Raw genomic sequence first — 23,325 nt, 5'->3', positions numbered from 1 at the left:
ATCTCTTATATCCGACCTTATTTTCATAAGACCAGATTAAAGTATGATAAAATAAAGAAAAAGAGATAAAGGAGTCAGCTATGGCAACTAGAGAAGAATGGGTGCGTCACTTTGAGGACGTCAATGGTCGTAAACCAAGTCCTGAGGAGTTTATGGAAGCTAAGAAAGAGGGCTTTGTCATCGCTTCGGAGGAACCAAGTGCCCAAGTGTCTGAGCAGGTTGAGTCTCAGCAAGTGGATAGCTCTGAAACTACTGAAGAGGTGTCTGCTGACTCAGTAGCAGATACGCAACTAGACGAAGTTCAGGTGACATTAGAGGAGGAAGCTCCTAATCACATGCCTGAGTTGAATCTGGAGAAAGAGCAAGAAAAAGAAACTCCAAAGACAAGTCAGATACCTTTGGAAAACCCTTATTACAAGCCAAAAGTAACCAAGAACAATGCTTTTGTTAATATTGCTTTGCCAATCATTATTCTAGTTTTGGGGATTCTATTTGTCATTTTGTCTTGGACACTTCCTATCGGTTTTGTCTTTACCTTCCTTGCTTTCTTCCTTATCATTTTGGCTATTGTGACTTTGGTTTTGAGTCTGAAATCGACACGCAAGGCACTATCTATTATTGCCCTAGTCATGTCAATCATCTTCTTTATGACTTCGCTTGCTGGAGCAGGTTATCAAGCGGTGAAATATGTCATGAACCATGCTGAACAGTTCCAAAGTGACGGTCGCAACAGAGCTTATCAGTACATTGATGAGAATTATAAGTTTGACTGGACTGAGGATCAGTTTAAGGAGTTGAAGGTTGGTACTTTGACATTGGACGAGGTCTTGGATGCTCACGGTAAGGCGACTGATGCCGAGTATAGTGATGCTTACGAGGAAGATAAACCAGATTTACTAGATCTTACCTATAGAAAAGAAAATACAGATGGAAACAACTATGTTCGTTTGACTTTTGAGATAAAAGACGGTGTCTATGTTTTGAAATCTGCCTCAGCAACCTTCGACTATGATAAGGTCAAAGAAGTCGATGACTATCATAGCAACTGGACAAAAGATGACTATGAAAAGTTGTCTGTAGGTACACAAGCTGATTTGCTTAAGGGGACACGACTTTCTGAAGTGGTTGAAAAACACCCAGAGGCTAGCTTCACTTATCATGAAATGACACAAACTGAACAGGGCGATCTCACTCAGTCAGTGAGTCTTAGCTACCGTGATTATAATCCAGAAAATGGTAAGGTAGATACTGTTCGTTTGACCTTCGACTATGACAAACGTGAAAACGAGTACTTCTTGACAGATAAATCAGACGAATAGGACTACTTTGTTAGTCATTCAAGCTCAGGGTTGCCTGGGCTTTTTAGTATCAACAAAAGAGGATAAAATCTGGTATAATAAAATTGATTGATTTTTCAAGAAAGAAGTGTCACAGATGAACATACAACAACTACGTTATGTCGTAGCCATTGCCAACAGCGGAACCTTCCGTGAGGCAGCCAGCAAGCTCTTTGTGAGCCAGCCTAGCCTATCAGTGGCTATCAAGGATTTGGAGCAGGAGCTGAATTTTCAAATTTTCACCCGTACAACGACGGGGGCTGTCTTGACCAGTCAGGGTATGACCTTTTATGAGCGTGCGCTTGAGGTGGTACGCAGTTTTGATAGTTTTGAAAATCGCTATCTCAATGCTTCTGAAAAGGGTAACCAGTATTCGATTGCCAGCCAGCACTATGACTTTTTGCCACCTTTGATTACGACTTTTTCAGAGCGTTACCCTGATTACAAGGATTTCCGTATCTTTGAGTCTACGACCATTCAGATTTTGGATGAGGTAGCCAAGGGACACAGTGAGATTGGGATTATCTATTTGAATCGTCAAAATAGCAAGGGAATCCAGCAAAATATGGACAAGCTTGGGCTTGAGGCTATTGATTTGATTCCGTTTAAGACGCACATTTATCTCCGTAAGGGGCATCATCTGGCTAAAAAAGAAAGTCTGGTCATGGAGGACTTGGCGGCCTTGCCTACGGTGCGTTTCACTCAGGAGAAGGACGAGTACCTTTACTATTCTGAGAACTTTGTGGATACGTCAGATTCGTCTCTTATGTTTAACGTGACAGACCGTGCGACTTTGAACGGTATCTTGGAACGTACGGATGCTTATGCGACGGGGTCTGGCTTCTTGGATGCACAAAGTGTGAATGGGATTACGGTGATTCCGCTTGAGGATAATTTGGATAACAAGATGGTTTATGTCCGTCGTAAGGGGATTAACTTGTCGTCTTGTGCTCTCAAGTTTGTCAATGTTATGTTTGACTACTTTGATACATACAAACCATAGGAGGATTTATGCGTAAGGTTGCGATTCCTTTGGCTATTCTAGCTCTGATTGGTTTGGATCAGTGGGTTAAGCATTGGGTTGTGGCAAATATTGCCCTTAACCAAGTTATCAAGGCTATTCCTGGACTTTTCAGCTTGACCTATCTACAGAACCGTGGTGCTGCCTTTTCGATTTTACAGGATCAGAAATATTTCTTTGTGATTTTGACGGTTCTAGTGATTGGTGTGGCTCTGGTTTATCTGGTTAAGAATTATCAGAAGAGTCTTTGGCTGGTGCTATCTTTGGTTTTGATTATCTCAGGTGGTATTGGTAACTTTATTGACCGTCTGCACTTGGGTTACGTGGTTGATATGGTTCAGCTTGATTTTATTGATTTTGCGATATTTAACGTGGCAGACTCCTATCTAACGGTGGGCGTGTTGCTCTTGATTTTAATCTTATGGAAAGAGGAAAATGGAAGTCATCATTAAAGAGGCGGGAAACCGTCTGGACAAGGCTTTGGCAGATTTGACAGAATTGTCACGTAGTCAGGCCAATGAAGCAATCAAGGCTGGGACAGTCTTGGTTAATGGTAAGTCGGCAAAGGCCAAGTATGCGGTTAAAGAGGGTGATGTCATCACCTATGAATTGCCAGAAGAAGAGGTCTTGGAATACAAGGCTGAAGATATTCCTTTGGATATTATCTACGAAGATGCGGATGTGGCAGTGGTCAAAAAACCTCAAGGGATGGTGGTCCATCCCTCAGCTGGTCACACGTCTGGTACCTTGGTCAATGCCTTGATGTATCATGTCAAGGACCTTTCGTCTATCAATGGTGTGGTTCGTCCAGGAATTGTCCACCGTATCGATAAGGACACGTCAGGTCTCCTTATGATCGCTAAGAATGATAAGGCCCACAATGCTTTGGCGGCGGAGCTTAAGGATAAGAAGTCCCTTCGTAAGTATGTGGCTATCGTGCATGGCAATCTGCCTAACGATCGAGGCGTGATTGAGGCTCCGATTGGGCGCTCAGACAAGGACCGCAAGAAGCAGGCGGTTACAGCTAAAGGAAAACCTGCAGTTACACGATTTACCGTTCTTGAACGTTTTGGCAACTATACGTTGGTAGAGCTGCAACTGGAAACAGGTCGCACGCACCAGATTCGTGTGCACATGGCTTATATCGGTCACCCGGTGGCGGGAGATCCTCTTTATGGGCCACGCAAGACCCTCAAGGGCCATGGCCAATTTCTACATGCCAAGACCCTTGGTTTCACGCATCCTACGACTGAAGAATTGGTCGAATTTACAGCGGAAGAACCTGCTATTTTCAAGGAAACCTTGGATAAGTTGAGAGAAGTTTAACAGTTATTAAACGGATAGTCTTTCTTGGGAGAGGCGTCCGTTTTTTTCTTGTAAAAGAGTCTGAAATTTGCTATAATTTACCTAATTAAATAAGTCCTTTAATCACTGTCCAGAGAGGCAGGCAAGGAGCCATGAGAAGTGTACGGGTGAACTGTACTCATATTTTTGTGTATCTCCTTGTTTTCGAGGGGATTTTTTTGTATTTAGAAAGGTTCTTTTTATGAAGAAAAAAGAGATCGTCGATGACGTAACCATGAAACGTGCCATTACACGTATCACTTATGAGATTATTGAGCGTAACAAAAATCTCGACAAGATTGTCTTGGCTGGTATTAAGACACGTGGTGTTTATATTGCTCAGCGTATCCAAGAGCGCTTGAAACAGTTGGAAAACCTTGATGTGCCATTGATTGAGCTTGATACTAAGGCTTTCCGTGATGATGTTAAGGCTGAACAAGACACATCTGTTTTCCCTATTGAAATTGATGGAACGGATGTTATCCTTGTGGATGATGTGCTTTACACAGGTCGTACTATCCGTGCAGCTATTGACAATATCGTTAGCCATGGGCGTCCGGCGCGTGTTGGTTTGGCTGTCTTGGTTGACCGTGGTCACCGTGAATTGCCAATCCGTGCGGACTATGTTGGTAAAAATATCCCAACAAGTGAGTCAGAAGAAATCGAAGTTTTGGTGACAGAAGTTGATGGCAAAGATAGTGTCAACATTATTGATCCAAGCTAAGTTGGCTGACAGATAGGGTGAAACGTCCTTTGTATCTTGTTAATTGAACACGGGCTAAGAGCTGTGTAAAATAGATAAATCTTCCTAGAAGCTAAAGCTTCGGCGTCAGATTTCCTAATTTTACTTTGCTCTTTATACGCCCTTTGTATCTTGTTTAATTGAACACGCCCTAAGCCTTGTGCAAAAAAGATAAATATTCTTAGGAGCTGGCGCTCCGTCATCATATTTCCTATTTTTGCTTTAGGCTTTATACGGGCTTTGTATCTTATTAATTGAACACGGGACTCATTTCTTAGGAAAAAAGATAAGTCTCCTAGCACTCTTTGGAGTGCCTTGTCGACTTCCTATTTTTCTACAGAAATGTTTAGCTACGCTAAAACGTCCCTTTGTATCTTATTTAACTGAACACGGGCTAAGAGCTGTGTAAAATAGATAAATCATCCTATAAGCTAAAGCTTCAGCGTCAGATTTCCTAATTTTACTTTGCTCTTTATACGCCCTTTGTATCTTGTTAATTGAACACGCCCTAAGCCTTGTGCAAAAAAGATAAATATTCTTAGGAGCTGGCGCTCCGTCATCATATTTCCTATTTTTGCTTTAGGCTTTATACGGGCTTTGTATCTTAATTTTAAGGAGTCCTTTGATATCGTGAATAACGTAAAATATGATGTGAATGATATGCCAAAACCTGGTTTATTGGTTGGTTTGTCATTCCAGCACTTGTTTGCCATGTTTGGTGCGACGGTGCTTGTGCCGATTTTGGTTGGGATTGATCCCGCTATTGCTCTTTTCTCATCTGGTTTGGGAACTTTGGCTCACTTGACGGTGACCAAGTACAAAATTCCAGCTTACATGGGGTCTAGTTTTGCCTATATTGCGGCTATGCAGACACTTATGAAGACTGATGGCATTGCGGCCGTGGCTCAAGGTGCCATGGCAGGTGGTTTGGTTTACTTGCTTGTGGCTCTGATTGTTAAGTATGCGGGTAAAGACTGGATTGATAAGGTCCTTCCACCAATTGTGGTTGGCCCTATTATCATGGTGATTGGTTTGAACCTTGCGGCTAATGCAGTCAATGATGCGACAACTTTAAATAAAAGCTATAGTATCTATGCTCTCTTGATTTCTATGGTGACCCTCTTTGCGGTTATCCTCTTTAACATGTATGGCAAGAAGATTATCGGTGTTATCCCAATTTTACTTGGTTTAATTGTGGGCTATATTTTCTCAGCGGTTCTTGGTTTGCTGACAGGACATAGCTTTATCAATTTCTCAGAGGTAGCAGCGGCACATTGGATTCAGGTTCCAAACTTTGACATTCCATTTGTGGATTATAGCTTCAAGCTCTATCCAAGTGCGATTTTGACCATGGCTCCGATTGCCTTTGTGACGATGACTGAACACTTTGGTCACGTCATGGTTCTAAACAGTTTGACTGAGCGTGATTACTTTAAAGATCCAGGTCTTGACCGTACCCTTACTGGTGATGGTTTGGCACAGATTATCGCTGGATTCTTTGGAGCTCCTCCGGTAACTTCTTATGGTGAAAATATTGGGGTTATGGCCCTCAGTAAGGTCTACTCAGTTTACGTTATTGCGGGCGCAGCAGTGATTGCGGTCTTGATGAGCTTTATTGGTAAGCTATCAGCACTCTTGCATTCTATTCCAACTCCTGTATTAGGAGGATTATCTATTGCCCTCTTTGGGGTTATCGCTGCTAGCGGTTTGAAAATTTTAGTTGAACATAAGATTGATTTTGATAATAAAAAGAATCTCTTGATTGCTAGTGTTATCTTGGTTTCTGGTATCGGTGGTTTGATGATTGACCTTGGTGGTCTTCAAATCACGGGTGTGGCAAGCTCAACTATTCTTGGTATCTTGCTCTATCAAATTTTGCCAGATCCTAAAAAAGGTAGTAAAGATTAGTCAATCAATTTAAAAGGAAAAACTATGGCGATTGCAGATGGAAAAGTGTCACTGAAACATTTGGTGACCATGGAAACCCTCACGAATGAAGAGGTCTTGGGCCTGATTCGTCGAGGTGGAGATTTTAAAAATGGCAGAGCTGATTTCCAGCTGGATCGACAGTATTTCGCTGCCAATCTCTTTTTTGAAAATTCAACACGAACACACAAGTCCTTCGAAGTGGCCGAGAAAAAACTTGGCTTGGATGTGATTGAGTTCGATGCTGGAACTAGCTCGGTAAATAAGGGTGAGACCCTCTATGATACCATTTTGACCATGTCTGCCTTGGGCGTTGACATCTGTGTGGTTCGCCACTCGGAAGTCGATTACTACAAGCAGTTGATTGATAGTAGGACCATCCAGACCTCTATTGTCAATGGTGGTGATGGTTCAGGGCAACACCCAAGTCAGTGTTTGCTTGACTTGATGACCATTTACGAAGAGTTCGGAACCTTTGAAAATCTTAAGATTTGTATTGCAGGTGATATTACGCATTCGCGTGTCGCTAAGTCCAATATGCAGATTCTCAAGCGTTTGGGTGCTCAGCTTTATTTTGCTGGTCCTGCAGAGTGGTACTCGAATGAGTTCGATGTCTATGGTCAGCATGTGGCTATTGACGACGTCATTGAGGACTTGGATGTGCTCATGTTGCTTCGTGTTCAGCACGAACGTCATGGGGACGATAAAGGATTTTCAAAAGAAGACTACCATGCTCTCTATGGTTTGACTGAAGAACGTTATGCCAAGTTAGCTGATCAGGCGATTATCATGCACCCTGCTCCGGTTAATCGTGATGTGGAGATTGCTGATAGCCTGGTTGAGGCGCCTAAGGCTCGTATCGTTGCTCAGATGCAAAACGGGGTCTTTGTCCGTATGGCAATTATTGAAGCTATTTTAAATGGCAAAGCGTAAACTACGTTAACCGATTCCTGAGAGAATCAGACGAAAAAGAACATGGGCTAAATCTTTGAAAAGAGACAAATCTTCCTAGAGGCTAGAGCTTCTTTGTTAGATTTGAAATTCATTCAGATGTTTAACGCCCTTTGTATCTTAGTGAAAGGAACAATTTACTATAATGGCAAAACGTTTACTTATTTTGGAAGACGGCACTATTTTTGAAGGTCAGGCCTTCGGTGCTGATGTGGATGTGACGGGTGAAATCGTCTTTAATACTGGTATGACAGGTTATCAAGAATCTATCACAGACCAGTCTTACAATGGTCAAATTTTGACTTTTACTTATCCACTTGTTGGTAACTACGGCGTTAACCGTGACGACTATGAGTCAATTAAGCCAACGACTAAGGGTGTTGTTGTGTCAGAGGCTAGCCGTCGTGCCAGCAACTGGCGTAACCAAATGACCTTGGATGAGTTTTTGAAAGCAAAAAACATCCCTGGTATCTCTGGTATTGATACACGTGCCTTGACTAAGATTATCCGTCAACACGGTACCATGAAAGCGACTTTGGCTAATCCTGGTGACAGTATCGAGCACTTGCAAGATCAATTGCGTGCGACTGTTTTGCCAACCAACAATATTGAGCAGGTATCAACTAAGACAGCCTACCCAGCACCAGGTGTTGGTAAAAATATCGTTTTGGTTGACTTTGGTCTCAAGCACTCTATCTTGCGTGAGTTTTCAAAACGTGACTGTAACGTGACTGTTGTGCCACATGATATCACTGCTGAAGAAATTCTCCATCTTAATCCAGATGGTGTGATGTTGTCAAACGGTCCAGGTAACCCTGAAGATGTACCGTATGCACTTGATATGATTCGTGGCATTCAAGGCAAAATTCCAATTTTTGGTATTTGTATGGGTCACCAGTTGTTTAGTTTGGCGAATGGTGCCAAGGCCTACAAGATGAAGTTTGGTCACCGTGGATTTAACCATGCGGTTCGTGAAATTGCGACTGGTCGTGTTGATTTCACCAGCCAAAACCATGGTTATGCCATTGACCGTGAGACACTTCCAGATTGCCTCATGGTAACACACGAAGAAATTAACGATAAGTCAGTTGAGGGTGTTCGTCACCGTGACTTCCCTGCATTCTCAGTGCAATTCCACCCAGATGCAGCACCTGGTCCACACGATGCTAGCTATCTCTTCGATGAGTTCTTGGAATTGATTGATGCTTTCCAAGCTGAAAAAGCACGTCGTTAATTGCAACTGTCTAGTGACTATAGTGGGGTGTGACTCTTGTTCGCCTCAGTCTACTACCTTATTTAATGACAACCAGAGAGTTGTCAAATAGAAAGGAGAAGATACAGGTTCACGGAAGTGAACACGCCCTAAGGACTGTGTGAAAAAGATAAACGGTGACTAGACGCTTAGGCGTCGTCGTCACGTTTCCTATTTTCACTGGGTCCTTAACGGGCTTTGTATCATAAATTATGCCTAAACGTTCTGATATTAAAAAAATTATGGTTATCGGGTCTGGTCCTATCATCATTGGTCAGGCTGCTGAGTTCGACTACGCTGGTACGCAAGCTTGCTTGGCCTTGAAAGAAGAAGGCTACAGTGTTGTTCTTGTTAACTCTAACCCTGCGACTATCATGACTGATAAAGAAATCGCTGACAAGGTTTACATTGAACCAATTACGCTTGAGTTTGTCACACGTATTCTTCGTAAAGAGCGTCCTGATGCCCTCTTGCCAACACTTGGTGGACAAACTGGTTTGAACATGGCAATGGAATTGTCAAAAGCTGGCATTCTTGATGAGCTTGGAGTAGAGCTTTTGGGAACAAAATTGTCTGCCATTGACCAAGCCGAAGACCGTGACCTCTTCAAACAATTGATGGAAGATTTGGAACAACCAATTCCAGAATCAGAGATTGTAAATACGGTTGAAGAAGCAGTTGCCTTTGCGTCAGAGATTGGCTACCCAGTTATCGTTCGTCCAGCCTTTACCCTTGGTGGTACTGGTGGTGGTATGTGTGCCAACGAAGAAGAACTTCGTGAAATCGCTGAAAATGGATTGAAATTGTCACCAGTAACCCAATGTTTGATTGAACGTTCTATCGCTGGTTTCAAAGAAATCGAATACGAAGTTATGCGTGATGCCGCAGACAATGCTCTTGTGGTATGTAACATGGAAAACTTTGACCCAGTTGGTATCCACACAGGGGACTCAATTGTATTTGCTCCAACGCAAACCTTGTCAGATATTGAAAACCAAATGCTTCGTGATGCCAGCTTGAAGATTATTCGTGCCCTTAAAATTGAGGGTGGTTGTAACGTACAGTTGGCTCTTGACCCTAATAGCTTCAAGTACTATGTTATCGAAGTAAACCCACGTGTGTCTCGTTCATCAGCCCTTGCCTCAAAAGCAACTGGTTACCCAATCGCCAAATTGGCAGCCAAGATTGCTGTTGGTTTGACACTTGATGAAATGATTAACCCAGTCACTGGTACAACTTACGCTATGTTTGAGCCAGCTCTTGACTATGTGGTTGCTAAGATTCCGCGTTTTCCATTTGATAAATTTGAACACGGTGAACGTCGTCTTGGTACTCAGATGAAAGCGACAGGTGAAGTTATGGCTATCGGTCGTAACATCGAAGAGTCACTTCTTAAAGCCTGCCGTTCACTTGAAATCGGTGTTTACCACAATGAAATGCCTGAGCTTGCGGACGTCACAGACGACGCCTTGGTTGAAAAGATTGTCAAAGCTCAAGACGACCGTCTCTTCTACCTTTCTGAAGCCATCCGTCGTGGTTATACTATTGAAGAATTGTCAGAGTTGACTAAGATTGATATCTTCTTCCTCGACAAATTGCTCCATATCTTCGAATTGGAACAAGAATTAGCTACTCACGTAGGCGATGTTGATGTTTTGAAAGAAGCTAAACGTAACGGTTTCTCTGATCGTAAGATTGCTGATCTTTGGAATCAAACAGCTGACCAAGTTCGTGCGACACGTTTGGAAAATAACATTGTTCCTGTTTACAAGATGGTTGATACCTGTGCGGCTGAGTTCGAGTCATCAACACCATATTTCTACTCAACTTACGAGTGGGAAAATGAATCAATCAAATCTGATAAAGAATCTGTCATCGTTCTTGGTTCAGGACCTATCCGTATCGGACAAGGGGTTGAGTTCGATTATGCGACAGTTCACTCTGTGAAAGCTATCCAGGCTGCAGGTTACGAAGCCATCATCATGAACTCTAACCCTGAGACGGTTTCAACAGACTTCTCAGTTTCAGATAAACTTTACTTCGAACCATTGACCTTCGAAGACGTGATGAACGTTATCGAATTGGAACAACCTAAGGGTGTCGTGGTTCAGTTTGGTGGTCAAACAGCCATCAACTTGGCAGAGCCATTGTCTAAAGCTGGTGTGAAAATCTTGGGAACACAGGTTGCTGACCTTGACCGTGCCGAAGACCGTGACCTTTTTGAACAAGCCCTTAAAGACCTCGATATCCCACAACCACCAGGACAAACAGCGACAAATGAAGAAGAAGCGGTTGAAGCAGCTCGTAAGATTGGCTTCCCAGTTCTTGTTCGTCCATCATACGTTTTGGGTGGACGTGCCATGGAAATCGTTGAAAATGAAGATGACCTTCGTTCTTACATGCGTACAGCCGTTAAGGCAAGTCCAGACCACCCAGTCCTTGTTGATAGCTATATCATTGGACGTGAGTGTGAAGTGGATGCCATCTCTGATGGTAAGGATGTCTTGATTCCAGGTATTATGGAACACATCGAACGTGCAGGGGTTCACTCAGGGGACTCAATGGCGGTTTACCCACCACAAACTCTCTCTAAGAAAATCCAAGAGACTATCGCTGATTATACTAAACGCTTGGCTATCGGTCTTAACTGTATTGGTATGATGAACATTCAGTTCGTTATTAAGGACGAAACTGTCTATGTTATCGAGGTTAACCCACGTGCCAGCCGTACGGTACCATTCTTGTCTAAAGTGACTGATATCCCAATGGCACAAGTTGCTACAAACTTGATTCTTGGTAAATCATTGGCTGAACAAGGTTACAAAGATGGTCTTTACCCAGAAAGCAAGCATGTCCATGTTAAAGCACCAGTCTTCTCATTCACAAAATTGGCTAAGGTAGATAGTCTCCTTGGACCTGAAATGAAATCAACTGGTGAAGTTATGGGGACAGATGCGACTCTTGAAAAAGCCCTCTATAAAGCCTTTGAAGCTTCTTATCTCCATTTGCCAACCTTTGGTAATGTCATCTTTACAATTCATGATGATACGAAAGAAGAAGCCCTTGATTTGGCTCGTCGTTTCGATGCTATCGGTTACGGTATCTACGCGACTGAAGGAACAGCTAAGTTCTTGAATGAACATGGAGTTCACGCAACGCTTGTTAACAAATTAGGTGAAAATGACGACAACGACATTCCAGCCCTTGTTCGTACAGGTAAAGCGCAAGCTATTATCAATACGGTTGGTAACAAACGTACTTATGACGAAGATGGAGCAGCAATTCGTAGCTCTGCTATTGAAGCAGGAATCCCACTCTTCACAGCGCTTGATACAGCAGATGCCATGGTGCGTGTGCTTGAAAGCCGTAGCTTTACAACAGAAGCTATCTAATTTTAAAACAGAGTCTCAGCATTGCTGGGACTTTTTTTATTGAAGACACAGTTTTCTTTTGAGACTTTTCTTGGGTGATGGCAGACGTCAGCGATCTTCTTCGTAGTTCCATGACTAAGATTTGAGCCGAACGTCTCAAAACTTCCGAACGCCTGAGACTAATTGCTTCAGGCGTTTTCATCACTGCCAAAAGTCTCGGTCTAATCTGACTAGGTTCGCAAAATCTATTTCATATTTAAAAATAGTTTAATTATGTTCTGAATCTCAGCCTTGCTAGGGCTTTTTCTTACACAAATGTAAGTTAGAAAGATAAAAATGAAAGCTAAGACCATGGTTTTGTTTCCTAAGATTCTGCTATACTAGAAACATGATTATTACGACATCTTTACGGGAAAACGAGACCTTGATTGCGCGTGCCCAAGAACTAGCTCTTGAGTTAGGAGCTGACTACCAGCCTCGTCGCAAGTTGTCCTTGGCAAAATGTTTAGAGCGCTTTGGACCTTTCTATCTCCTATATAAAGACAGATTGTCTTTTATCAATTCGGATGCTAGTGAGTTGACCTTCCATCCAGATACGGCTGCTCTCAGGATTAAGGCTCCCCATGACGCTTTAGTCAGTCTTTTAGGTAAGTCTCCCAAGGCTATTCTTGACACGACCATGGGTCTGGCTTCTGATAGCCTAGTGATGGCAGCAACGGGAAATAGGGTGACAGCCCTTGAGAGTCAAGATGTGATTTTTCAGGTGGTTTCTCGTGGTCTTGCCTCTTATCAGACGGATGATAAGCAGCTTGAAAAGGCCGTGCGTTCTATTAAAGCTATTAAGAGCGATAGCTTGTCTTTTTTGAAGGTTCAAGCTGACAATTCCTTTGATATCATCTATGCCGATCCGATGTTTTCAGAGATTATCAAGGAATCAGAAAATCTACAAGCTATCAAACCTCTGGCCAATGGTAGCCGTCTGACAGAAGAATGGCTAAAAGAAGCTAAACGTGTTGCGCGGGAAAAAATTATCATCAAGGCACATTTTCGAGATACCGTTTTTGAAGAACTTGGTTTTGAACGCCAGGTTCGACCCAATCAAAAGCTGCATTATGGTGTCATGGATGTAAGCGAAGACCATTGACACTGAAAGTTAAAAGTATTACAATTGTTTTATTTATGTGATACAAAAAAGAAAAGAGAGACATATGCGAAAGAAAATCAGTCCAAAGTTATTTAAAAATAAAAAAAGAGTTTGGATCATTGGAGGAATTGGCTTCCTTGTCCTTTTGGTCCTAGGCTTTAACCTTTTTGCAGGTGGTGGCAAGAAAGATAAGGCTTCTGAGTCCCCTACAGCAAGTAAGGTAACTAAGGGGCAGCTAGCCTCGTCGACCCTTCTGACTGGCATGGTGAAGGCTCAGTCGGAACAGTATGTTTATTTTGACAATACCATTGGACGCAATGCCACTGTAACAGTCTCTGTGGGTGAGGAAGTTAGCGTCGGTCAGCAACTGGTCCAATACGATAGCACCTCAGCCCAAGCGGCTTATGATACGGCTAGTCGTGCCTACAATAAGGCAGTTCGTGACCGTAATTATTTCCAACAGTATGGGACGGCTCCTGGGGCTTCAGCACAAACAAGTAGTGATTCGGATGAGGATGATTCGACAACTACCGTTAGTCCTCAACAGCGTCAGCAAACCGAGGCAAGTAATTACCAAACCTTGCAAGATTATAATGATGCCATTGCCAATGCAGCATCAGAGCTAGAAAAGGCACAAGATGTTCTCAACCAAACAGTGATTGTTTCAGATGCTAATGGAACAGTCGTAGAAGTTGCGGACTCTGTGGACCCTGCTTCAAAAGAGAGCCAAACCCTAGTTCATGTGACAAGTGAAGGCCAATTTGAGATTCAAGGGACCTTAACAGAATATGACATTCCAAATATTTCAGTGGGGCAAAAGGTCAAGATTACTTCCAAAGTATACCCAGACCAAACTTGGACAGGGAAGGTCAGCTATGTTTCCAATTATCCTAAGCAAAATGCCAACCAGTCAACGGGGACATCTGGCAACTCAGGTCAGTCAGGTTCTCAGTATGAATACAAGGTTCAATTGACTAGTCCAATCGGAAAACTGAAGCAAGGTTTTAATGTATCACTTGAAGTGACAAAAGATGATGATGCCTTGTTGGTTCCTGTAACTGCTGTGACCAAGAAAGGCTCTGACAACTATGTCTGGGTTTACGATGATGAAACTCAGAAAATCAAGCAAGTCAAGGTCAAACTTGGCAATGCGGATGCCAAGCAACAGGAAATTGCTTCAGGACTTAAAGAAGGTCAAAAAGTTATCACCAAGGCAGATAAATCCTTTAAGGATGGCGAAACCCTAAAAGATGTGACGGATGCTGATAGCAAAAAATCAAAAGACACTAGTGGAGGCGAGGTGGAGTCTAGTGACTAAGCCAGCTCTTATGGTTTTAAAGGGGATCACCAAGTCTTTCAAAAATGGTCAAGAGTCCCTGCAGGTCCTCAAGGGTATTGATTTGTCAGTTGAAGAAGGGGACTTTGTGGCAATCATGGGCCCTTCTGGTTCAGGGAAGTCAACCCTTATGAATATTATCGGTCTTCTTGATCAACCGACTACAGGTTCCTATCAACTCGAGGGCGAGGATGTGGCTGAACTCTCTGAAAATCGCCTAGCCAAGGTAAGAAATGACCAGATTGGCTTTATCTTTCAACAGTTTTTTCTCTTGCCAAAGTTAAGCGCCCAAAAGAACGTAGAGCTTCCTTTGATTTATGCAGGGAAATCTCCACGTGAACGTAAGCAAAGGGCACAACAATTCTTGGAAAAAGTTGGCTTGTCAGACCGTAGCCATCACCTACCATCGGAGCTGTCTGGTGGACAGAAGCAGAGGGTTGCCATTGCGCGTGCACTGTCTAACGATCCGGCAATCATTTTGGCGGATGAACCTACAGGTGCTCTTGATACCAAGACAGGGATGCAGATTATGGAACTCTTAACCCAGCTGAACCGTGAGGGAAAGACTATCATCATGGTTACTCATGAGCCAGAGATTGCAGACTATGCCCGACGTAAGATTGTCATCCGCGATGGGGAAATTACCCAGGACACGACGGACAGCGTTCGGATTGACTAGGAGGTAAGAATGGAAAATTGGAAATTTGCTCTTAGTTCTATTCGTTCACACAAGATGCGCTCCTTCCTGACCATGTTGGGAATCATCATTGGTGTTGCTGCGGTAGTACTTATCATGGGGCTAGGAAATGGAATGCGTCAGAGTGTTACCGATAGTGTGACTGGTGACAAGGATACAGTTCAAGTCTACTATGAAGCCAAGGGTGAGGAGCTAGATCCTGCCTATGCAGATTTGGCACAACCTACCAAACCGGTTAAAGAAGTTTGGTTGGAGCAAGTGGCTAGGCAGACGCCTGGTATTGATAGTTATTTTGTGACTAACAGCCTAACTTCCTCTATCTCCCTACAAAAAAAGACTGTTAAGAATGTTAATATCACAGGTGCCAGTCAGGGCTACTTTAAAGCTAAAAAGTTAGAGATGTTGACAGGACGTTCCTTGGAAGACAATGATTATAAAAACTTTTCACGAGTTATTGTCATTGATCAGATGGTGGCTAAAAAACTCTTTAAGACGAATGAGGATGCCCTTAACCAAGTGGTTACTATTGGGAACAATGATTATCGTGTGATTGGTGTTTATAAGAATAAAGACACAGCAATCGGTGCTTATGGTGAAATTGGAACAGCTCTTGTGGCCAATACCCAGTTAGCGGCTGAAAATAACACTGATGCTATTGGCCAGATTTTTTTCCATGTGACCGATGTGAAAAATAGTAGTAGCGTTGCTAAGGATGCTGCTAAACGCTTGACCCAGTTGGCCCAAGATGACAATGGAGAATATAAGGCAGCAGATATGAGTTCGGCCCTAGATCAGGTGAACACGATCTTTGGAACCATTACCACCGTTGTCGGAGCTATTGCTGGGATTTCATTATTAGTTGGCGGAATCGGTGTTATGAACATCATGTTGGTTTCGGTAACTGAGCGGACACGAGAGATTGGTCTTCGTAAGGCCTTAGGTGCTACACGTCGTAAAATCTTGACCCAGTTTTTGATTGAGTCGATGGTTCTGACCATTCTGGGAGGTTTGATTGGGCTAGGCTTTGCAGCCCTAGTCGTTGGACCAATTGGGAATGCCATGGACCTTAAAGCGACGGTTTCTCTTGGTGTAGCCATGGGAAGCATAGCCTTCTCAGCAGCTGTAGGGATTATCTTTGGTCTCCTACCGGCTAATAAAGCTTCGAAACTCGATCCTATCGAAGCCCTTAGGTATGATTAGAAATAACCTCTTGAAATCTTTAGATTTTGAGAGGTTTTATGGTCTTCAAAAAAAGATAGAGAAAAAAATAAAAAAAATTGCATTTTTTTCTTGACGTCTGATTTAGGTCATGATATTATAAATAAGGTTTGAAAAAACTGACCTAAGACAGTTGGGGAGCAAGACTCGTAAACATCCAACCGAGGCACAAAACGTAACTATTTTTTTGTAACGTATTGTACTTTCGTGTCTAGGTTTAGGTACGATTTTTTTGTGCCTAGCCCAAAAATAAAAACGGAGGTAAAACTACTAATGAGTGAAGCTATTATTGCTAAGAAAGCTGAACAGGTTGCTATCGTCGCTGAAAAAATGAAAGCAGCAGCATCTATCGTTGTTGTTGACTCTCGTGGACTTACAGTTGACCAAGATACAGTTCTTCGTCGTAATCTTCGTGAATCAGGCGTTGAATTTAAAGTTATCAAAAACTCTATCTTGAGCCGTGCAGCTGAAGAAGCAGGTCTTGAAGACCTTAAAGAACTTTTTGTTGGTCCATCTGCAGTAGCATTCTCAAACGAAGATGTTATCGCACCAGCAAAAGTTATTAGCGAATTTGCTAAAGACGCAGAAGCTCTTGAAATCAAAGGTGGTGTTGTTGACGGTGCGTTCACTTCAGTCGAAGAAATCAACGCTCTTGCATCACTTCCAAACAAAGAAGGTATGCTTTCTATGCTCCTTTCTGTACTTCAAGCGCCAGTGCGCAACGTTGCATACGCTGTCAAAGCGGTTGCAGAAAGCAAAGAAGACGGTGCTGCATAAGCCCATCTTCACAACTCGTAGCCTAAGCTACGTTTAAAACACTATATTAAAAAACACATTTGGAGGAAATCACAATGGCATTGAACATTGAAAACATTATTGCTGAAATTAAAGAAGCTTCAATCCTTGAATTGAACGACCTTGTAAAAGCTATCGAAGAAGAGTTTGGCGTAACTGCTGCTGCTCCTGTAGCTGCTGCTGCAGCTGGTGCTGCTGACGCTGGTGCTGCTAAAGATTCATTCGACGTTGAATTGACATCTGCAGGCGACAAAAAAGTTGGCGTTATCAAAGTTGTACGTGAAATCACAGGCGAAGGTCTTAAAGAAGCTAAAGCTATCGTTGACGGTGCACCATCAGTTATTAAAGAAGGTGTTGCTGCAGCTGAAGCTGAAGAAATCAAAGCTAAACTTGAAGAAGCTGGAGCTTCAGTTACTCTTAAATAATAAGGTAACGACTCAAGTCGCTTAATAAAGAAACCAGGGCATCAGCTCTGGTTTTTTCTATTGCTTTTAATATTTTCATTTGTTAGAATGTAGGTAATGTGCGTGCTTGTCACGCCCTTTTTCTGTGCCTTTTTCGGCTTTAGTGGTTGTCAATAACTATAAAAATCCTAAAGGCATGGTAAATGCTAAAAAGAAAAGGAGAAATTTATGGCTTATATTTGGTCTTATCTCAGACGTTATCCTAAGTGGCTAGCAATGAATTTTACAGCGGCTATTTTGTTTGTTATTGCTAACCTGGGTCTGCCGACGGTTCTTGCCAGAATGATTGATGAGGGAATAAACCGTGGTGATGTTGATAAGCTTTACGCTTATGCTTGGGTCATGTTTGGTGTAGTTTTGACTGGGATTGTTGGTCGTATACTTCTGTCCTATGCAGTTGGTAAGTTGACCACTACTATGGTGCAAGTCATGCGTAATGACATTTATGCTAAGCTTCAGGAGTATTCCCACCACGAGTATGAGCAGATTGGGGTATCCTCTTTGGTGACTCGTATTACATCAGATGCTTTTGTGCTTATGCAGTTTGCGGATCAGGTTCTTAAGCTAGGGGTTATCACTCCTTTGATGATGGTTTCCAGTGTCTTTTTGATTTTGACGACAAGTCCATCTTTGGCTTGGATTGTGGCAATCTCCTTGCCTTTCCTAGCCGTAGTAGTCTGGTATGTGGCGGTAAAAACGCGTCCGCTTTCTGAGAAGCAACAGGCAACTCTCGACAAGATTAACCAGTATGCTCGTGAAAATCTGACTGGACTTCGTGTCATCCGTGCTTTCGCTAGAGAAGATTTTCAAGAGAAGAAGTTCGCTTCTGAAAATGCTGTCTATGCGGATAATTCAAACAAACTTTTCAAATTGACTGGTTTGACCGAGCCACTTTTTGTGCAAATCATCATCGCCATGATAGTGGCAATTGTTTGGTTTGCTCTTGAACCATTAGGTTCTGGGACTTTGGCTATCGGTGACTTGGTTGCCTTTATTGAGTACAGTTTCCATGCACTATTGTCCTTCCTCTTCCTAGCTAATCTTTTTACCATGTATCCTCGTACAGCGGTGTCTAGTGAACGTCTGCAGGAAATTATGGACATGCCGATTTCTATCAATCCAAATGAAGATGGCGTGACAGAAACCGAGACTAAGGGATATTTGGAATTTGACAATGTTACCTTTGCCTATCCCGGTGAAACTGAGAGTCCTGTCCTACACAATATTTCCTTCAAAGCTAAACCAGGTGAAACCATTGCCTTTATTGGGTCTACGGGTTCAGGGAAATCATCACTTGTACAGTTGATTCCACGCTTTTATGATGTAACACTTGGACGCATTCTTGTTGATGGTGTAGATGTCCGTGACTACAATCTTAAGGCTCTTCGTCGTAAGATTGGCTTTATTCCACAAAAAGCCCTACTCTTTACAGGGACTATCGGTGAAAATATCCGTTATGGTAAGGAAAATGCCAGTCATGAAGAATTGAATCAAGCTACTGATGTGGCTCAAGCCAAGGAATTTATCGAAAGTAAGGAAGAACGCTATGATTCTCACTTGGCTGAGGGTGGTAGCAACCTTTCTGGTGGACAGAAGCAGCGTTTGTCAATTGCACGTGCGGTGGTTAAACGTCCTGATCTTTATATCTTTGATGATTCCTTCTCTGCCTTGGACTACAAGACTGATGCGACCTTGCGCCGTCGTCTAAAAGAAGTGACTCAAGATGCGACAGTCCTGATTGTTGCCCAACGTGTGGGAACTATCATGGATGCTGATCAAATCATTGTTTTGGATGAAGGTGAAATCGTTGGTCGTGGCCGTCATGAAGAGCTTATGGAAAGCAATGACATTTACCGTGAAATTGCTAATTCACAATTGAATCAAACGAGTCTTACGGAAGACTAGAAGGAGGTCAAAATGAAGAATAATAAAAAGAAAATAAGTCATTCCTCAAGTTTTGGCCGCCTTTGGTCCTACTTGCAGGCTTATCGTTTCCCACTTTACCTAGCTATTTTCCTGAAAATTGTTAGTGTTATCATGAGTGTCCTTGAGCCAGTGGTCATTGGTTTAGCTATTACCGAGTTGACTAAAAATACGCTGGCCATCATCAAAGGTGTGGAAGGCGCTCATATCAACGTCTCCTATGTTGGTTTGGTTTTGGTTGTTTATCTCTTGCGTGGTCTTATTTATGAGTTGGCTGCCTACTATTCCAACTATTTCATGACCAATGCCGTGCAAGCGACGGTTCAAGATATGCGAAATGAGATGACCGAGAAAATCAATCGTACCTCAGTGTCATACTTTGATAAGCACCAGTTTGGGGATCTCTTAGGCCGCTTTACCAGTGACGTCGAGACAGTATCAAATGCCTTGCAGCAGTCATTCTTGCAGGTTGTTAATGCCGTCTTTACTCTAGCCTTGGTTATTGGAACAGTGCTTTACCTTAATCTTCAATTGGGAGCTATAGTTGTCATCACTATTCCGATTACTTTCTTTGGTGCCCGCTACATCATGAGTAAGTCTCAGCCCTACTTTAAACAACAAGCTGATGCTCTAGGTACTCTTAATGGTTTTGTTCAGGAAAATCTGACTGGCTTCAATGTACTTAAGCTTTTTGGGCGTGAGGATAGATCCTTGGATGATTTAAAAAAAATCACGGAAGATCTTCAGAAGGTGGGCTTTAAGGCCAATTTCATTTCAGGACTTATGATGCCGGTTCTTAACGGTTTATCTGACTTGACCTATCTCATTGTTGCTGTTCTAGGTGGTTTGCAAGTCTTGGCTGGTCACTTGACGATTGGTAATATGCAGGCCTTTGTTCAGTATGTTTGGCAGATTAACCAACCCATTCAGAACTTGACTCAGTTGGCTGGACAATTGCAGAGTGCTAAATCTTCCTTGGACCGTATTTTCCAACTCATGGATGAACCAGACGAGGCTAATGATGCTACTGAGGTGCTTGAAGGAGATTTGACTGGGCAAGTTAGCTTTAAGCATGTGGATTTCCAGTATGTGGCTGATAAACCTTTGATTCGTGACTTTAATCTTGAGGTTAATCCTGGAGAAATGGTGGCCATTGTCGGTCCTACCGGTGCCGGAAAATCAACCATTATCAACCTCCTCATGCGTTTCTATGATGTGACTGCTGGTTCTATTTCGGTTGACGGTCACGATATCCGTAACCTGTCACGTCAGGATTATCGTAAACAGTTTGGTATGGTGCTTCAGGATGCTTGGCTTTTTGAAGGAACTATCAAGGAAAATCTTCGCTTTGGTAATCTTGAGGCGACTGACGAGGAGATTGTTGAAGCCGCTAAGGCAGCCAATGTGGACCACTTTATCCGTACACTACCTGGTGGTTACAACATGGAAATGAACCAGGAATCAAGTAATATCTCACTAGGACAAAAGCAACTTTTGACCATTGCGCGTGCGCTTTTGGCTGATCCTAAAATCTTGATTTTGGACGAAGCAACCTCATCGGTTGATACCCGTCTGGAACTCTTGATTCAAAAAGCCATGAAGACCCTCATGCAAGGTCGAACAAGCTTTGTCATTGCCCACCGTCTGTCAACTATCCAAGAGGCAGACAAGATTTTGGTTCTTAAAGATGGTCAAATCATCGAACAAGGGAACCATGAATCCCTCCTTGCAGATAAAGGTTTCTATTATGACTTGTATAATAGTCAGTTTGCGGAGAAATAAACAAAAAATCCATCAGTTCACAACTGGTGGATTTTTTCTGAATGTGGAGATTAATAAAAAAGACTTCTCCTTATGGGGAAAAGTCTCAAAATCAATATTATTTCTCAGCACGTCGTGTGACGAACATGGCATCTCCGAAACTGAAGAAGCGGTAGCGTTCTTGGACGGCGTGTTTATAGGCATCAAGAACGAATTCACGGCCAGCAAAGGCTGAAACCAACATCACCAAGGTTGATTTTGGAAGGTGGAAGTTGGTTGAGAAGGCATCTACGACTGTGAATTGATAACCTGGTTTGATAAAGATATTGGTCCATCCTGAGTCGGCTTGGAGTTGACCATCGTATTTATTGCCGATTGTTTCCAGTGTTCGGATAGAGGTTGTTCCTACTGCAATGATGCGTCCTCCAGCGGCTTTGACACTATTGAGTGTATCGGCAGCGTCTTGGCTGAGGGTGTAAAATTCTGAGTGCATCTCATGTTCGTCGACATTATCGACAGAAACAGGTCGGAAGGTTCCCAGTCCAACGTGAAGGGTGAGGTAGACCAATTTTACGCCTTTAGCTTCAATCTTTTGAAGTAACTCAGGAGTGAAATGGAGTCCAGCTGTTGGAGCAGCGGCAGAGCCATTTTCCTTGGCATAGACTGTTTGGTAACGGTCGCGGTCTTCCAATTTTTCATGGATATAAGGTGGTAATGGCATCTCACCCAAGCTTTCCAAAACCTCAAGGAAGATACCGTCGTAGTTAAATTCTACGATTCGTCCACCGTGATCTAGTTCCTCAGTAACAGTGGCAGTCAAACGGCCATCACCAAAACTGACTTTAGCACCTACTTTAAGGCGTTTGGCTGGTTTGGCTAAAACTTCCCATTGATCCCCTTGGGTATTTTTCAAAAGGAGAAATTCCACACGGCCGTGGGTATCAGGCTTTTCACCATAGAGGCGGGCAGGAAGCACGCGCGTATTGTTCATGACCAAGGCATCGCCAGGGTTAAGCTGGTCAATGATGTGGTCGAAGTGGGTATCAGTCATTTCCTTGGTTACAGGATCAATGACCAAGAGTTTAGAGGCATCACGTTGTTCCAATGGGGTTTGGGCAATCAGTTCCTCTGGTAGTTCAAAATCAAAATCGTTTGTATTCATTTGTTTCCTCGTTTAAAAATTTTCAGCCTTTTTATTATATCACGATATAGGATGACAGTCATTAAAGGAGTTGAGTGAAAGCGCTTGACAAAAGTGTTAAAAAAAGAGATAATAAAGAAAATGGTATATACCAATATCGAGGTGAATAGAATGAAAAAGATTTTAGTTAAGAATCAAGTTGAGGGAGGCCAAGTTGCCTTTGATCTTCTTAAAGAGAGCCTTGTAGCAGGTGCTCAAACATTGGGCTTGGCGACAGGTAGTTCCCCTATCGCCCTTTACCAAGAGATGGTTGAAAGTGACGTGGATTTTTCGAAACTTTACAGCGTCAATTTGGATGAGTACGTCGGACTAGCACCAGACCATGAGCAGAGCTATCATGCCTTTATGAAGGCTCAACTCTTTGATGCCAAGCCATTTAAGGAGAGCTTCTTGCCTGACGGTATGGCTGAGGATTTGGAGCAGGCGGCTAAGGATTACGATGACGTCTTGGCACAACATGCCATTGACCTGCAAATCCTAGGCATCGGAAGTAATGGGCACATTGGTTTTAATGAGCCAGGTACGCCTTTTGATAGTCAAACTCATGTGGTCGACTTGACTGACAGCACCATTGAAGCCAATAGCCGTTTCTTTGCTAGTCGTAATCAAGTTCCTACTAAGGCTATTTCAATGGGAATTGCTTCCATTATGGCTGCTAAGAAGATTATCTTGTTTGCCTATGGTGACAAGAAGGCAGATGCCATTTTCAAGATGGTCAAGGGTCCGGTGACAGAGGAAGTACCAGCTAGTGTCTTGCAAAATCATCCAGATGTGACTCTTATCTTGGATGAGGCAGCTGCTGCGAAATTGTAAGATAATACATAAGTCAAAAAGATGCGAGT

General features: G+C 42.8%; 19 protein-coding genes and 1 other annotated feature. Of the genes, 18 read left to right on the top strand and 1 reads right to left on the bottom strand.

Annotated features, from left to right (window positions below):
• Positions 1–80: 80 nt before the first annotated feature.
• From ADH51_RS08595 to ADH51_RS08510, 17 genes are all read left to right on the top strand, one after another.
• Positions 81–1,319: a CD20-like domain-containing protein gene (locus ADH51_RS08595; protein ID WP_048676141.1), complete on the top strand. Its 1,239-nt coding sequence runs from the start codon at positions 81–83 to the stop codon at positions 1,317–1,319.
• Between the two features lie 115 nt (positions 1,320–1,434).
• Entirely contained in the window at positions 1,435–2,340 is a 906-nt protein-coding gene (locus tag ADH51_RS08590) for a LysR family transcriptional regulator (RefSeq protein WP_048676138.1), read from the top strand.
• A gap of 8 nt (positions 2,341–2,348) precedes the next feature.
• Entirely contained in the window at positions 2,349–2,810 is a 462-nt protein-coding gene (gene lspA / locus ADH51_RS08585) for a signal peptidase II (RefSeq protein ID WP_048676135.1), read from the top strand.
• Positions 2,794–3,684, top strand: coding sequence for an RluA family pseudouridine synthase (locus ADH51_RS08580; protein WP_048676132.1), 891 nt, complete (start codon positions 2,794–2,796; stop codon positions 3,682–3,684). The genes lspA and ADH51_RS08580 overlap by 17 nt, the downstream gene beginning before the upstream one ends.
• A 220-nt stretch (positions 3,685–3,904) precedes the next feature.
• Entirely contained in the window at positions 3,905–4,426 is a 522-nt protein-coding gene (gene pyrR / locus ADH51_RS08575) for a bifunctional pyr operon transcriptional regulator/uracil phosphoribosyltransferase PyrR (RefSeq protein WP_002890254.1), read from the top strand.
• A gap of 648 nt (positions 4,427–5,074) precedes the next feature.
• Positions 5,075–6,352, top strand: a complete 1,278-nt coding sequence (locus ADH51_RS08565; protein ID WP_048676126.1) for a uracil-xanthine permease family protein — start codon at positions 5,075–5,077, stop codon at positions 6,350–6,352.
• Between the two features lie 24 nt (positions 6,353–6,376).
• Positions 6,377–7,303, top strand: coding sequence for an aspartate carbamoyltransferase catalytic subunit (locus ADH51_RS08560; RefSeq protein WP_002890256.1), 927 nt, complete (start codon positions 6,377–6,379; stop codon positions 7,301–7,303).
• A gap of 163 nt (positions 7,304–7,466) precedes the next feature.
• Complete coding sequence (locus tag ADH51_RS08555) at positions 7,467–8,555, top strand: carbamoyl phosphate synthase small subunit (RefSeq protein ID WP_002890257.1); 1,089 nt, start codon at positions 7,467–7,469, stop codon at positions 8,553–8,555.
• A gap of 230 nt (positions 8,556–8,785) precedes the next feature.
• Positions 8,786–11,965, top strand: coding sequence for a carbamoyl-phosphate synthase large subunit (carB, locus tag ADH51_RS08550; RefSeq protein ID WP_048676123.1), 3,180 nt, complete (start codon positions 8,786–8,788; stop codon positions 11,963–11,965).
• Between the two features lie 367 nt (positions 11,966–12,332).
• A complete protein-coding gene (locus tag ADH51_RS08545; protein WP_048676120.1) occupies positions 12,333–13,088 on the top strand; it encodes a class I SAM-dependent methyltransferase in 756 nt (251 codons plus the stop codon).
• Positions 13,089–13,152: 64 nt separating this feature from the next.
• Positions 13,153–14,406, top strand: coding sequence for an efflux RND transporter periplasmic adaptor subunit (locus tag ADH51_RS08540; RefSeq protein WP_048676119.1), 1,254 nt, complete (start codon positions 13,153–13,155; stop codon positions 14,404–14,406).
• A gap of 10 nt (positions 14,407–14,416) precedes the next feature.
• Positions 14,417–15,103, top strand: a complete 687-nt coding sequence (locus ADH51_RS08535; RefSeq protein ID WP_263426207.1) for an ABC transporter ATP-binding protein — start codon at positions 14,417–14,419, stop codon at positions 15,101–15,103.
• A 9-nt stretch (positions 15,104–15,112) separates the two neighbouring features.
• On the top strand, positions 15,113–16,321 hold the full coding sequence (locus tag ADH51_RS08530; protein ID WP_013990981.1) for an ABC transporter permease: 1,209 nt from the start codon (positions 15,113–15,115) through the stop codon (positions 16,319–16,321).
• 123 nt (positions 16,322–16,444) lie between these two features.
• Positions 16,445–16,581: a sequence feature (ribosomal protein L10 leader region), on the top strand.
• Positions 16,582–16,612: 31 nt separating this feature from the next.
• Positions 16,613–17,116: a 50S ribosomal protein L10 gene (gene rplJ / locus ADH51_RS08525; RefSeq protein ID WP_003095623.1), complete on the top strand. Its 504-nt coding sequence runs from the start codon at positions 16,613–16,615 to the stop codon at positions 17,114–17,116.
• A 74-nt stretch (positions 17,117–17,190) separates the two neighbouring features.
• Complete coding sequence (gene rplL, locus ADH51_RS08520; protein ID WP_004183006.1) at positions 17,191–17,559, top strand: 50S ribosomal protein L7/L12; 369 nt, start codon at positions 17,191–17,193, stop codon at positions 17,557–17,559.
• A 207-nt stretch (positions 17,560–17,766) separates the two neighbouring features.
• Positions 17,767–19,503: an ABC transporter ATP-binding protein gene (locus tag ADH51_RS08515; RefSeq protein WP_048676116.1), complete on the top strand. Its 1,737-nt coding sequence runs from the start codon at positions 17,767–17,769 to the stop codon at positions 19,501–19,503.
• A gap of 12 nt (positions 19,504–19,515) precedes the next feature.
• Entirely contained in the window at positions 19,516–21,303 is a 1,788-nt protein-coding gene (locus ADH51_RS08510; RefSeq protein ID WP_048676111.1) for an ABC transporter ATP-binding protein, read from the top strand.
• A gap of 97 nt (positions 21,304–21,400) precedes the next feature.
• Here ADH51_RS08510 and queA read toward each other — a convergent pair whose 3' ends face one another.
• Positions 21,401–22,444, bottom strand: coding sequence for a tRNA preQ1(34) S-adenosylmethionine ribosyltransferase-isomerase QueA (gene queA / locus ADH51_RS08505; RefSeq protein ID WP_048676108.1), 1,044 nt, complete (start codon positions 22,442–22,444; stop codon positions 21,401–21,403).
• 150 nt (positions 22,445–22,594) lie between these two features.
• Between queA and ADH51_RS08500 the strand changes: the two genes are divergently transcribed.
• The gene (locus ADH51_RS08500) at positions 22,595–23,296 is read left to right on the top strand and encodes a glucosamine-6-phosphate deaminase (protein ID WP_048676106.1); all 702 of its coding nucleotides are present in this window, start codon (positions 22,595–22,597) and stop codon (positions 23,294–23,296) included.
• The last annotated feature ends 29 nt before the right edge of the window (positions 23,297–23,325 follow it).

The organism is Streptococcus sp. 449_SSPC (genome assembly GCF_001073005.1).
Classification (GTDB): Bacteria; Bacillota; Bacilli; order Lactobacillales; family Streptococcaceae; genus Streptococcus; species Streptococcus salivarius_F.
Note: the sequence above shows the minus strand (reverse complement) of the source record. Positions and strands in the feature narration are given on the sequence as shown.